This is a genomic window from Serratia sp. MMO-28 (assembly GCF_037199905.1).
Classification (GTDB): Bacteria; Pseudomonadota; Gammaproteobacteria; order Enterobacterales; family Enterobacteriaceae; genus Chania; species Chania oryzae.
In genome coordinates this window covers 16,859-29,498 of record NZ_JBBCVB010000045.1, presented here as the reverse complement: position 1 = coordinate 29,498, position 12,640 = coordinate 16,859, and the positions used below count along the sequence as shown (strand labels likewise).

The following is a 12,640-nucleotide window of genomic DNA, read 5'->3' as shown; positions in this document are numbered from 1 at the left end:
GCTGCGGGATGCTGACGTTACGGCATCAGAACGTAAGAACAGCGATTTCTGGTTGGCTGTTCCTGATACCCATTTCGGTGAAGGCCTGGCCTATCTGGGAGACTGGTGTGATCCTCACTATCATCCCGTCGTGTCTGCCATCACGCAAACCGATCAGGTGCTCCCACTGGGAATGCCCATCCGCAGCACGGCAGAACGGTTGGCGAGCGCGATGGTTGACGAAGTCTTTGGGGGTGTGCAGCCATGAGCCATGTCGGTAAAACAGGGTTGGTCCTGTCAGGGGCGGTGCGGTCGGTGCCTATCAGGTCGGGGTGATAAAAGCCCTTCATCAGTCGGGCGTGACGATAGACATGATTTCCGGTGCCAGCATTGGCGCATTGAACGGGGCCATTCTGGCTTCGGCCCCTTCAATACAGGTAGGGATCGACCGGCTGGAAGAGGTCTGGCAAACCCTGGCCAGTACCTCCCCACTTCGGGGAAACCCTTCCGTGTACCTTAATTACTTGCTGTCAGCCGGGATGTTATTGACCGGAGGACGTCAATGGACGTTATTGGTCAAAAGCATCGGTACCTTGGCGAAACAGGCGAATCTCACACTGCCCGCTTTTCTGCAGCAGAATGAGGGGCTCCTGTCGGAACAGCCATTGACGCGTTTGATGGATCACTATCTTGACCTGGATGCCTTGCAGAAAGGGCTGCCGCTGTATGTGTCTGTTTACGAAACGCACGGGGGAACAGTGGATCTGTTTAATTACCTGCTGGCAGAAACCGGTTTGCGGGATACCGCACCGTCACGTTTTCTTCATGTGCAGGCGGTGCCGGTAGAGCAACAGAAAGCGGCATTATTGGCCTCGGCAGCATTGCCGTTGCTGTTTAAACCCCAGGAGGTCGGAGGCAAACGCTACAGTGACGGCGGGATAGGGGGATGGCAAAAAATGCAGGGCAATACCCCGGTGACACCGTTGATCGAAGCAGGCTGTGATCGGGTGATTGTCACGCATTTGAGGGACGGTTCGTTATGGGATCGGCATGACTTCCCAGAAGCCACAATACTGGAGATCCGCCCACAGTCGACACTGGCACGCAGTGAAGGGGCCTTCTCTGGCGTGAGGGATCTGCTGGGATTCCACCCCGACACTCTCACAAGCTGGATTGAACAGGGCTACCAGGACACGTTGAAAAGCCTGGAGAAGATCATGGCGGCCTTGCAGGCACGTTCTGCGCTGGCGATGGCGGAACATCAACGCGAACTCAGCCTGCAGAAAAATACGCAGGCAGACGAAATCCTGGCCTCGGCGATGGCGCGGTTGAAGTCATGATATCGGCACGGAGCAGACAAGACAGGGCTTCAAACACGTAATAGGACAAGGAGAAGAATGATGGCCATATTGACAAAAGCAACGTGTATTTCGATGTCGTTATTCTGTTTTACAGCAGTGGTTCAGGCGGCTGAGACAAACGTCATGTCGTGCCAATTGCAGAATGGTCGCGAGGTCAAGGTCACCTGGGAGGGCAATTACCTAAAGTACGCTTATGGAAAACCAGGCAAAGCCCCTGAACTGGCATTGCCCACTGCACCGGGAACGTTAAAGGATGTGCATTTTGGGGGGGTGTCCTTTGCCAGTAGCGAAGCGGTCTATTACCGTTTCAGCAACGGAAACTATGATTATGTCACTTATTTTTCTGAACGGAATGATGGCACCGTCAGTAATCTGGGCATATTTAAAGATAAAAAACTGATCAAGCAGATAAAATGCAAGGACTCTTTCCAGACTGATTTAACGAATGTTTATCAACCTGTGAGTAGCAACATCAACCAGGATGCCTCTGACGAGAGCATGGACTGGGTTGTGAACGAATAAGCACAAAGAACCTTGACCAAAATGGTCAAGGTTTAGCTGCCTTTTAACATGCATTGTCCGAAGAGGCTAACATATCTTTGGACTGGTTTCGTTTTATAATCAATTGTGATTTATTCATGTGGGTGTATATTGAACAATACGCTTGTTTTCCGTGGCGAGTGATCGGCACTTTTTTCCAACAATTATCGAAATCTTCTATAGTTAGCTCCCTTTTTTCATACAACACACCGATAAAATACCCGCCATCCTTTGCTTGTGAAGCGCCGTCTATGCAGAGCAGGTGAGAATACTTTCCCCTGTCCCAGCCTTTTTTAGCAACATCACTAAAGCGCCTATAGGTAATCCTGGTAAAATCAAGAAGCGGGAATCTACTCATATCTTTCTTATAAAGATGAACAGGAAGGATATATACAGTCAACTGGGCATAAACCATAACAGTAATATCGTTAACTCTGTGGTAGGAAGCATAAGATTTAGTCAAGAAGAAATGTATTGCATCAGGGTTTGCGTACTCATTGATATAACTCGCCAGATTAGCGTCAAGGTGTTTCTTTATTTCATCTTGTATGACGTCTTTATTTATTATTTGTTTTTTCTTTTTTAAGTCTAATTTGAAAAATGCAGAATAAGGCAATGAAAAACTCACATCGAAATTTATATTTCCTGTTGGAACAGTATAAATATCACCGTCATTCAATTTAACCATATTGAGTGTAAGGCCAGATAAAAAAGACGCATTAGGAAGTTGATTTCTGTTTTTCTTTATTTGAACTTTTCCAAGTAAATTTTGTGATTCTTTGAGTTGCTCATAAAAATAATCACTCAGCGCTTCTTCAATAATTCTTGATTTTGGTGTCTTTTTTTTCTTAGCCAGAGTGTTAATCAATTTGAATATTTGAACAGATTTGAAATTTGTCGTTATTCTATTTTCACTGCTCATGAAAACCCCCTAAATAATATTTTTGAAACATTGTTTTATTAAATAAAAGTGCGGCACTTTGTTATTGATAATAGTAGTGCTGCACTTTTTTATCAAGTTGTTGTTTTATGGTTTTTGATAAAAATCAGCCTATCGTTGAGGTTTGTGCCCCTATCCTCCCTGTATCTCATGGCAACCGAAGACCATGATGGGCTTATCGGCACGATGAAAAGGGCCCGTCATTGATTTTTAGTAAAAATTTACTGCGGCTATAAGGTTATAGTCAGCACGCATGAACGGATAATCAGCGTCTTCAAAAGTCGCTCTCTTCGAACTAACTCCAGAGTGATTTGGTGAGCTGGGTTTGGGGATCTGTATCGAATCAAAGCTAAGCCTGGCTTGCTCTGACGCGCTTAAGAACAGTGTTCATGCTCATCATTTTTGCGTAGGTTTGTTTAATATCTATGGTTATCTATACGGTCTATATCTCTCTAATCTGTTGTCTATATGCCTACTGTCTGATCTATTTTTTAGTCATATCGTTATCTGAATGGTATCCCGTGTTGTTGATAACTGGGGGTGTATCACTTAGGGAAAAGAGATAGATGAACTGACTGCCTTATCCAATCGAAGAGATCTTTACCCCATATCGCTACCATCAGGATCCCCAATGGGATAACCAATAGCTGCACGAGTGAGTCCATATGACGTTATGGGCTTACATGGGAAAACGACGATTCGTGGAATACCCCTCATACAAACAGTTGAACATTAGCCATAGTGGTGTTTGAGCGCATTGGTATCGACGCCAAGAAAAGATCACTATCAAGACAACGTTATGAAGAACCTGTCGTTTAACGGCTTGGATGATCATCAACGCGGATTGCCAGCAAAAATCATTAAGGGGGCGTTCTGATTAACGTCATTCTGCTTGCTACAGTCTTTTTGGTGTCAACTCCGCAGGTATGTCTTCCGTATCGGTATCTGTTGGCAATACTCGGTAAATTCTCACCAGTAGCTCTTTGAAGCGTTTACTTAATTTTCGAGTTAACAACCCCCTTTTATACTTTAAACCTCTCTACGTGGTGTACAGAGCGTTTTAAAGCCCTATTGGTACGGTGTTCTGTTCAACGATGGCTGATATTGCTAGATAATGGGTCAATTGACAGAGATAACGCGTTAATAATCAACCTTAATCTGCACTGTTATCCGTTCACCTTCGTATGGCTCAGCAGACGCTCTGGGTGACGTTAATCATGCCCAGGCAGGTCTTCGTATTACCTTTTTCTTCTTAACGCATATCTATCGATTCAGTGTGTTTTAACAACCGACGGTATTGGCTCAGTAAATCGTTACTGCTCTGTAGATGGTAATGCACGTTCCGACGTGAACAACGTCATCCCATCATTTGAGGAGTAAGATAAATGAAAGTGATTACCAGCCATGGTCCCTTGTGTCAGCACTATATGGACCGCATACAGGAAACGATCGATAAAGCCTTGCTGTGCCACCATCGAACATTGGCGGTGCGTGTTGATTTACGACTGCCGGATGTTGATATCGATACTGATATGGACGCCGCGACAGACCCTGCGTGTATATCGCGTTTTATCGAGTCATTAAAAGCCCAAATTAAAGCGGATCTGCGTAGGAAAATAAAAACCAACAAGCAGGTACATTCCTGTGTTCTTCGTTACGTATGGGTCAAGGAGTTTAGTCAAGAAGGGAAAAAGCATTACCATGTTTTGCTGCTGCTCAACAAACATGCTTATGGGTTTCTAGGGGATTACACAAAGGAAAGCGGCAATCTGGCTTGCATGATTTCGAGAGCGTGGGCGCGTGCATTGCGTGTTGCCTATCCCGAGAATCAATCGTTAACCTATTTCCCCGATAAGCCGGTGTGTTACCTGGCTTATCAGAAGGAGTTCAGCTTCAACGCCTATACAGAACTGCTCTACCGTTCCAGCTACCTGGCCAAGTTTAAATCTAAAAGCATTGGCCCTGACGAACGTTCATTTGGCTGTAGTCAATATTGATAGGGAACGGTCAACGTAATTTTTTACTCGCTCGCCGATGGTAATGACAGAGTAAGCCGCACCGAGTGAATACAGACCCGCAAAGGGGCTGTAGTAACGGCTTGCGACTGTCTTCCATTAACGTAAGACGGCGAGAGACATCATGAGTAATCAACTGACCGAATTAAACCTGCTGGACGACAAGCTGGTGGATATGGCCTTTATCACCACATTCACCGGCTTAACCGACAAATGGTTCTATAAGCTTATCAGCGAAGGCAAGTTTCCCAAGCCCATCAAATTAGGACGCAGTTCCAGATGGCTACACAGTGAGGTTCATGCCTGGATGCAGGAGAGAATAGAGCTGTCCCGTACACCAGCGTAGTACCAATCTCCACTCGTTACTGCGTTCTGATTTACCCCATTTAACCTTCTTTTTCGAACGAATTGCTATTCGGGCGTGCGTATTACTGCGTCCAATACACCGGAGAATAACAATGCACCATGTAAAACTGCATCGGGCCATAAACCCAGACGGACAATCGGTATTGGCGACCGAGGCCCTTAGCCAAAATGAAGATACGTATTTTTGTCCATGCTGTGGTTGTGCGGTCATTTTACACCCTCATAACCACCAAAAGGCCTGGTTTAAGCACGATGAACGCGAGGTTGCAGAGACATCAGGGGGCTGCATCTATCTGAGCATCGTTAAGTGACAGCTATATAACCATCATGTGCGCCCAATGCTTCAACATAATCACTGTTGGGTAATAACACACTTATCTATCCCATTCTTTTCGTTACCCAAATATCCCTTTATCAACAGCAGCGCCAAGGCAGCCCGCTGATGTGCGGGCTCGCCCATTAGGTGCATCACGCTAGGACACTCTTTTAATGCAATTTCAGAAAATCGATGTGGGCCGAACCGAAGGTGGGCAGTCTGTAAAAGCAAAAGATCTCTCGCTAAAGCTTCGAGAGCAGTATTTTTGTCAGTCCTGTGGAAACCCGTTGCACCTCTATTGGACACACACGGCGGGTCGTTACTTTGAACATCACCTTGAACAGGCGGAAGAAAAGACCTTGGCTCATTGCCAATATCTGCTTTCCCCCTCTCAACCCCAAAAACCGCCAACGCCCTTTGAACAGGCTGTTTACGATACGTTGAATCTAGACAATCCCTTCCTGGGGTTTCCACAGCCGCAACGTTTTCATTGTGTGATGTGCAACCATGATTATGACGGGCTGAAAATATGCCCGTTGTGCCAGGATCCGATATATACCACTGAGGTGAAATTACGGGATCTCAGTGGAACCCTGCCGGACAAATGGGCGAAGTAACTGCCATCAAATAAACGATAACATCATGAAAAAATGGATAATTATAATTACGTTGTCAACAACGGGTAAAAAGTGATCCACTTACCGTCACCACCAACGGTCTAATATTGATACAACGCATCGATAAAACGGTTAACCCGTGCATGCCCAGACGTTTAACTGGCCTCACAGTATTATGGCACCGTAAGGCAAAAGAAAGATGAGAACCCGATAAGTCACAGGCCCTTGAACCCGGTCGGTTTATTGGTAATGAGCGCAGAAACAAAAAGCGCTTGGAGGCCGCCTTGTTTAAACGCAGCAATAATGCGAATTTTATCATCTACGGTCAGGGCATCAGATATACAACCCCACCATCTGGCGATCTCTTCTTCCGTTAAAGAGGCAGAAGGCGAATTCGACGCGTTACTGCTATTAGAGTCCTCATCCCCAGTAATGAGCCATGCCAGTGATTTGCCCGTGTATTTTGAAATTGCCGCAATGTTATCAATACCCGGTAGTGTTCCTGACTTCAGGTACTTCCTGACCGTCGCTGCCGAAATATGGCATCCTCGGGCAAAAGATGCGATGGATTCAGTCCCCATAACGCTTTCCAGTCTCTCAGCAAAATGCTTGACACCCAAAGGGGTCTTAGGCCATGAGGGTACAGAGATATTGTTTTGCATCATTTTAACACTCCAGTACTTTCCTGAGCAAACAGTGCGATGACTTTGGTATGCCTGATCGCAAAAAACATTAACATAAAGTACGTGAAAAAGAATATATTCATGATGCCACCTCTGTTTTTCGTTAATAAAGTACGGATTATTTATTTTAGGTGGCACGATAGTCATCGGTGTCAGTTATGTACCAGATACGCGCTAACTACTCTTTTTGACTCTTTGCCAGTTATGAAACTGGCCAGGGTGTAGTAGGTTTACCCGATAAATCCGCATGAATCGCTTTTCTGGGTAATGGTAACGTAAGTAGTTTTGGCATGAAGATAACCCGTCGAGGTCGCTAAACCGACGTATGCAGGGGGAGTTGGCAACAGGTCATCGGCAAAAAGACTTGAAGCACACTGTGTTAAGCATTAGCGCCTAATAGCGAAGGTAAATAGGCTTCAGTTTGAGAACAACGTTACGAAAAGCATTATCAATAAAAAAATAACGGCATTGAAATATCATGAATTGCCAAATGTATGTACAAAATTAACGGGATGTGATGATGAATGAAAATATTGACCGGGTCACGCATACCCTGATTTGTTTTTCTGTGTGGATAGGATGGTTTGTTCTTTCATTTTCTTTGTTGCTGTTTCCAGGCCATGTGGGAATGCATCGCTCTGGCATGGCGACTCCTCTGCTATACATCATTTTCTGGTTCCCCTTTGCACTGCTGGCATGGAGGCATTACCAAAAGTCGTTTGGTTTGATGCCGCTGGGAAAAATAGCTTTGCAGGATATGTTGTTACCGTGCTTCGCGCTGCTGGGATTAACGGCCATTTTTCAATTTTTCGGCCAGCCGGAACCCTGGATGGAAAGCCTGATGCAGCCATCAACTTTCACTAAAATCTTTTTGGTGATAACTATTTGCGTGTTGGCCCCGATTTCGGAGGAAATTATCTTCCGTGGTTTTTTACTGAATTCGGGGATTGGCTTTGGCCACAGAGGGCGGTTGCTGGCGGTGGTCATTACCTCACTGCTGTTTGCTGTCGTGCACACTCAATATCTCTATCCGGTGACGTTTGTTTCACTGTTTGTTTTTTCTGCGATCCTTTGTGAGGTCCGAATAAGAACTGGCAGCCTGCTGATGCCAATGGTGCTCCATTCGATGAATAATATAGTCTCCGTAGCTTGGGTGATGGCATTCAGTTAAGTGGCGCTCCGGGAGTTCTTGCGGCCCAGCAGATAGAGTTGTCGGTGCTCAGGAAAAAAGATGCGTATTGCGACCGCTGAGGTACCCGTCTGGGACATTCTCACCTCCACCCTCCACCCTCCGCCCGGTACCGGTCTATCACTGCGGATGAAAACAGGTATTGATTGACCGTTGACTCAGGCTGAGTGGGATAACGGGATTGTCGAGGGCACAGCGCCTGCGCTGTATGTCGTCAAATCAGCACTCAATTCGTCATTTACGCCTGAAGGTCGGTTAATCACGCCGCTGGCATTTAGGTTAACAGTCAATCCGCAGCATTTTATTAAGACATTGGCCACAAGTTTTCTGACCACCAACCTGTCGGGGAAGACGGTGAGGCTGATACCATAAAGCCTGAACGCTCATTTACGGCTATCATGGGGAAGGTCAGTGCCCCCATTGAAGAACAATGGGGGCGTCGGATTAGAACAGAATGCGGAACCCAGTCGTGGCGTTCAGCGGGCTTTCCACCTTGTTACCATTCAGGTAATTCATTTCGGCGTAAACGGCCGTGTTCTTGGTGATGTTAGCACTGACCCCCAGACCATACTTGCCGACATTACCGGAGTAGTTATTATCCAGAGTAATATCGTTGATGGTTACCGTGTTGCTACGGGTGAATTCGCGCGCAATGGCCAGCTTGGCATAAGGCGCTACCTCAACCTCTCCCAGTGTCACCTTGGCACTGAGGAGCGTCCCCAATTCACCCTGCACACTGTTGGCTGCGTTAACAGCAGATTGCATCCCGTTACTCAAGGTATAATCCGCAGCGCCAAGGCGTGAGTAATTCACTTTGCCATAGGGCTCCAGGGCAAGCAGTTTGGAAAGAGGCAGTGTGTAGCCTGTTTCCAGCGAGGCAGTGAAGGTACTCTGGCTGTAATCGCCTTTGCCGATCGCGCCATCATTCATACGGGCTCGGACCGTTTGGCTCAGGCGGTTGCCTTTCAGCACACTATCCAAATACCAGCCAGAGTTAGCCAGATAGCTGGCGTACAGGCCACCACTGTAGCTCGCCACATCACCGTTGCCCCCTAGATTGAAGCTGACATTGGACTTGCTGTAGGCCGTAAAGGCACCCAGCAACCATTTACCGTCCACCATATCCCACGATTTGTCGGCACCGATCTCCATACCGCTCAGCGTATTTTTGAATGACGCATAGCGGTGATCGTTCAATCTGCTTTCATCGTTCAGATAACGAGCCCAGACGCCAACGTCTGCCACGCTGCTACGCAGGTTGCCTTGCCGTTGGCGCAACGTGCTCAGTTCAGTATTCAGAATATGCTGGGACGCTGCCGCCATGCTCAGCACGCCTTGAGCACTGGCGCTGAGAATAGGAGTAGAAACCGGCGTAGGTTCGACAGGGGTGGGTTCAGGTGCTGGGAGCACACCGGGATCCACATTATTTTGCTCTGGCACGGTACCCGCCTTGCCACCGACCAGATACCACTGGGTATGACCATCCTGTGAGCTGTTGTACAACCGGTATTGATAGACGCCTGCCTCAACGATCCCCCCCTGATTCAGCAGGTTGAATTTTGCATCGCCACTGTTGATGTAGACCAACGGCACGTTGGCAGGAAGACCGATCTCCCGGCCACTGTCTTGCACCATCAGACCAAACTGGCCGGTGGCACGTTGCGTCACCCGCAGGCTATCACTTACGCCATCGGCCAGGCTGGTGGTAAGCATAAAGGTGCCTTGACCAGAAAGATTTTCGACATCCAGGCGGTTAACCTGGTCAGCTGAAATGTACGGGATCATCTCGAGGCTGCCACCCTGCAGGGTTAACGTGCCGACCTGGGTGACCATCACGGGGCCAAGCTGTGCCGCAGGTGGAGCCGTACCCAATTCATCATTGCCATCCCAGGAAGGCCCGATGGTGACCTTGCCTGCGATCGTCAGTTTTTCGAGGGCGATATTGGTTGGGGTCGCAGGCACATTAGAGGTGACATCAATCAGCTTGCTATCGGTGTTGGCGATATACAGCTCCCCTCCTGCTCCAACCAATAACTCTCCCAGGGAACGGCTGTTAGCCTCCATCTCCATGCTTGCGCCGCTGTTAATCAAGGTGTTGCTGATAGTACCGTAAGCATTCACCGTCAACCGCCCACCTGGGTTGACCACGGTATCATTGGCTGTTGAACCGTCTTCAACCTGTAGCCAACCGTCCTTATTGACGGTGATAGCGTTGCCCTGAGAATTGTTATCCAGATAAATCATGCCTCTGTTATAAACGACACCATTATTAACAATGCCTTCGGTAACATGCTGTAAGGCATAAGGTGAGGTTTCCGTCGTTTTAAAGACAGATTCATTATTGACGGTAGTTCCATCGACTCGCTGGGTATAAGCCTGTGCCTGCGTTGCCAGCCCGCAATAGCACACCGCGATTGCCAGCGTTAAAGCGTTTATTTTCATCCATGCCTCAGAGAATAATAATAATGATGTTGTTTTGCGGATCGTTTCCCTCTTATCTCGTACACCTTGAAGAAGTCATTCCTTCACAGGCACGCTAGCAGAAAACGAAATCAAATAAGCAATTGACGGGAAAAAGAGGATGAACCTGAGATTGAAATAAACGAGGTCTGCATCCCTGCTTTACCGCCACAGGATGACAGATAGCGCATTATGGGCATCCCGACATCCATGGGTTATAAACCGGGCGGGAGTATAGGGTAACGCATGATGAATGTTCAACCACCTCAGTGTGACGAGACAGGCAGTGAAGGCATGGCAATAAAGACACGCCACTCAAATCCAGAAGGGCAGGCAACGTTCAGACCTTTATTGAGGGACGGGTGAATAGTCGTTGCAAACCAGTCTACGCATGGTTAATATTCGCGCAAAATTTATATAAGCAAATATTAAGCGTTTTCCAACAAGGATTGTTTGATGCCATCCCCCCGTTTTATCCGTCGGGCGCGTTATTTCCGCACCTGCGTTGTTGCTGTGCCTGCGTTCCTGATGGTTTCACCTATGGTATTTGCCGCTAGCGCCATCAATAACAACGAACAAGTGATCTTGCAGCAGCAGCGCCAACGCGCGCTGGAACAGCAGCTATTGCCCCCTACGCCCGATGTGCGTCTGCTGCCTCCGGCTGCGCGGTTGGGGCGCCTGGCATTCCCGCAGGAAAAAACCTGCTTCAACATTGATCGTGTGACTCTGAGTGGGCAGGAAGCGTTGCCGCGCTGGTTGCCGTTACAACGCATCGCCAATCAGGCGCAGGGTCAGTGTCTGGGCGGCAAGGGTATCAACCTGCTGATGAGCACCATGCAGAACCGCCTGGTGGATCACGGCTATATCACCACCCGCGTACTGGCCCCGCAGCAGGATTTAAAAAGCGGGACGTTGCAACTCACCATCCTGCCCGGTTTTATCCGTCAGGTGAAACTGACGCCGGACAGCGGGAGCTATATCACGCTGTTCAATGCGTTCCCACCGAGAGCCGGTCAATTATTGGACTTACGTGCTGTCGAGCAAGGGCTGGAGAACCTGCAGCGTCTGCCGACCGTGCAGGCCAAGATGGAAATCGTCCCCGGTGAAAAACCCGGCGAAAGCGACATTCTGCTGCATTGGCAACAGGCCAAAATCTGGCGGCTGGGCGCGTCGCTGGACGACTCCGGTTCGAAAGGCACCGGGCGTTACCAGGGGGGATTGACCTTCTCGCTGGATAATCCGCTGTCACTCAGCGACCTGTTCTATATTTCCGGCACCCGAGCGCTGCAACCCGGCAATGCCAAGAGCAGCAAAAACATCACCGCTCATTACTCGGTACCGTTCCGCTACGCGATGCTGTCAGTGACCGCCAACGACTACGACTATCACCAGACCGTGGCAGGGCTGAACGGGGATTACCGCTACAGCGGCGATAGCCAGAACCTGACGGTGCAACTGAGCCGCGTATTGCACCGCAGCGGCACTCAGAAAACCACCTTCACCTACGATATCTTGACGCGCGGGTCGAAGAACTACATCAATGACACAGAAGTGGAAGTGCAGCGCCGCCGCACCGCAGGCTGGCGCATGGGGCTGCAACACCGTCACTTTATCCAGCAGGCGACGCTGGATGCCGGTATCAGCTATCAGCGTGGCACCCGCTGGTTCGGCGCATTGCCTGCGCCGGAAGAGTATTACGGTGATGCCACCGCGCTGAGCAAGATTATCCAACTTTCCAGCCAACTGAACGCGCCGTTTGCATTGGGCAAACAGACCTTCCGTTACAACGTTCAATATCAGCGCCAGATGAGCAACACCCCGCTGACGCCACAGGACCAGTTTGCCATCGGCAGCCGCTTTACGGTACGCGGCTTTGACGGTGAGCGTACCCTCAATTCCAATGCGGGCTGGACGCTGCGCAACGAGCTGGCCTGGACGACGCCGGTCCCCAATCAGGAACTGTATCTGGGGGCCGATTACGGCCATGTCAGCGGTCGTGGCACCGAAAATCTGGTGGGGACTAATCTGGCCGGTAGCGTACTCGGCGTGCGCGGCAGCGCCTTCAAGACCCGCTACGACCTGTTTGCCGGTGTACCGCTCTCCAAACCGGACGGCTTCAAGACCAGCCCGGTGACGCTGGGTTTCACACTGAACTGGGATTTTTAAGGGTAAGA

At 48.8% G+C, this 12,640-nt stretch carries 11 protein-coding genes and 1 pseudogene; 9 read left to right on the top strand and 3 right to left on the bottom strand.

Annotated elements, in window-relative coordinates:
* The 3 genes and pseudogenes from WG891_RS25215 to WG891_RS25205 all read left to right on the top strand — a co-directional run.
* The coding region (locus WG891_RS25215) for a diguanylate cyclase regulator RdcB family protein (RefSeq protein WP_337264905.1) at positions 1-247 on the top strand (247 nt) is incomplete at its 5' end.
* A pseudogene (locus WG891_RS25210) lies at positions 244-1,319 on the top strand (patatin-like phospholipase family protein). The gene WG891_RS25215 and the pseudogene WG891_RS25210, both read left to right, overlap by 4 nt.
* 57 nt (positions 1,320-1,376) lie before the next feature.
* Positions 1,377-1,862: a hypothetical protein gene (locus WG891_RS25205; protein WP_125828872.1), complete on the top strand. Its 486-nt coding sequence runs from the start codon at positions 1,377-1,379 to the stop codon at positions 1,860-1,862.
* A 43-nt stretch (positions 1,863-1,905) separates the two neighbouring features.
* On the opposite strand, the gene WG891_RS25200 is transcribed toward WG891_RS25205, so the two are convergent.
* Positions 1,906-2,802 (bottom strand): hypothetical protein, encoded by an 897-nt coding sequence (locus WG891_RS25200; protein WP_337264904.1) that lies wholly within the window; start codon positions 2,800-2,802, stop codon positions 1,906-1,908.
* Positions 2,803-4,205: 1,403 nt separating this feature from the next.
* On the opposite strand from WG891_RS25200, the gene WG891_RS25195 reads away from it, so the two are divergent.
* The 4 genes from WG891_RS25195 to WG891_RS25185 all read left to right on the top strand — a co-directional run bounded on the left by WG891_RS25195 (position 4,206) and on the right by WG891_RS25185 (position 6,134).
* Complete coding sequence (locus WG891_RS25195) at positions 4,206-4,817, top strand: inovirus Gp2 family protein (protein ID WP_337264903.1); 612 nt, start codon at positions 4,206-4,208, stop codon at positions 4,815-4,817.
* A 142-nt stretch (positions 4,818-4,959) separates the two neighbouring features.
* Positions 4,960-5,181 (top strand): helix-turn-helix transcriptional regulator, encoded by a 222-nt coding sequence (locus WG891_RS25190; protein WP_337264902.1) that lies wholly within the window; start codon positions 4,960-4,962, stop codon positions 5,179-5,181.
* Positions 5,182-5,293: 112 nt separating this feature from the next.
* Entirely contained in the window at positions 5,294-5,512 is a 219-nt protein-coding gene (locus WG891_RS27150) for a DUF7828 domain-containing protein (protein ID WP_443006357.1), read from the top strand.
* Between the two features lie 178 nt (positions 5,513-5,690).
* A complete protein-coding gene (locus WG891_RS25185; protein ID WP_337264901.1) occupies positions 5,691-6,134 on the top strand; it encodes a putative zinc ribbon protein in 444 nt (147 codons plus the stop codon).
* A 215-nt stretch (positions 6,135-6,349) separates the two neighbouring features.
* Here the strand turns inward: WG891_RS25185 and WG891_RS25180 are convergent, their stop codons facing one another.
* Entirely contained in the window at positions 6,350-6,799 is a 450-nt protein-coding gene (locus WG891_RS25180) for a helix-turn-helix domain-containing protein (RefSeq protein ID WP_337264900.1), read from the bottom strand.
* Between the two features lie 538 nt (positions 6,800-7,337).
* Between WG891_RS25180 and WG891_RS25175 the strand changes: the two genes are divergently transcribed.
* A complete protein-coding gene (locus tag WG891_RS25175; protein ID WP_337264899.1) occupies positions 7,338-7,988 on the top strand; it encodes a CPBP family intramembrane glutamic endopeptidase in 651 nt (216 codons plus the stop codon).
* 462 nt (positions 7,989-8,450) lie between these two features.
* On the opposite strand, the gene WG891_RS25170 is transcribed toward WG891_RS25175, so the two are convergent.
* Entirely contained in the window at positions 8,451-10,448 is a 1,998-nt protein-coding gene (locus WG891_RS25170) for an autotransporter outer membrane beta-barrel domain-containing protein (protein ID WP_337264898.1), read from the bottom strand.
* Between the two features lie 474 nt (positions 10,449-10,922).
* Between WG891_RS25170 and WG891_RS25165 the strand changes: the two genes are divergently transcribed.
* Positions 10,923-12,632 (top strand): ShlB/FhaC/HecB family hemolysin secretion/activation protein, encoded by a 1,710-nt coding sequence (locus WG891_RS25165; protein ID WP_443006355.1) that lies wholly within the window; start codon positions 10,923-10,925, stop codon positions 12,630-12,632.
* The last annotated feature ends 8 nt before the right edge of the window (positions 12,633-12,640 follow it).

What these genes read in the sequence shown, in the direction of transcription:
- WG891_RS25165 (WP_443006355.1), top strand. Translation starts at nt 10,923, where the DNA reads ATGCCATCCCCCCGTTTTATCCGTCGGGCGCGTTATTTCCGCACCTGC.
- WG891_RS25195 (WP_337264903.1), top strand. Translation starts at nt 4,206, where the DNA reads ATGAAAGTGATTACCAGCCATGGTCCCTTGTGTCAGCACTATATGGAC.
- WG891_RS25190 (WP_337264902.1), top strand. Translation starts at nt 4,960, where the DNA reads ATGAGTAATCAACTGACCGAATTAAACCTGCTGGACGACAAGCTGGTG.
- WG891_RS25205 (WP_125828872.1), top strand. Translation starts at nt 1,377, where the DNA reads ATGATGGCCATATTGACAAAAGCAACGTGTATTTCGATGTCGTTATTC.
- WG891_RS25180 (WP_337264900.1), bottom strand. Translation starts at nt 6,799, where the DNA reads ATGATGCAAAACAATATCTCTGTACCCTCATGGCCTAAGACCCCTTTG.
- WG891_RS25175 (WP_337264899.1), top strand. Translation starts at nt 7,338, where the DNA reads ATGAATGAAAATATTGACCGGGTCACGCATACCCTGATTTGTTTTTCT.
- WG891_RS25200 (WP_337264904.1), bottom strand. Translation starts at nt 2,802, where the DNA reads ATGAGCAGTGAAAATAGAATAACGACAAATTTCAAATCTGTTCAAATA.
- WG891_RS25185 (WP_337264901.1), top strand. Translation starts at nt 5,691, where the DNA reads ATGCAATTTCAGAAAATCGATGTGGGCCGAACCGAAGGTGGGCAGTCT.
- WG891_RS27150 (WP_443006357.1), top strand. Translation starts at nt 5,294, where the DNA reads ATGCACCATGTAAAACTGCATCGGGCCATAAACCCAGACGGACAATCG.
- WG891_RS25170 (WP_337264898.1), bottom strand. Translation starts at nt 10,448, where the DNA reads ATGAAAATAAACGCTTTAACGCTGGCAATCGCGGTGTGCTATTGCGGG.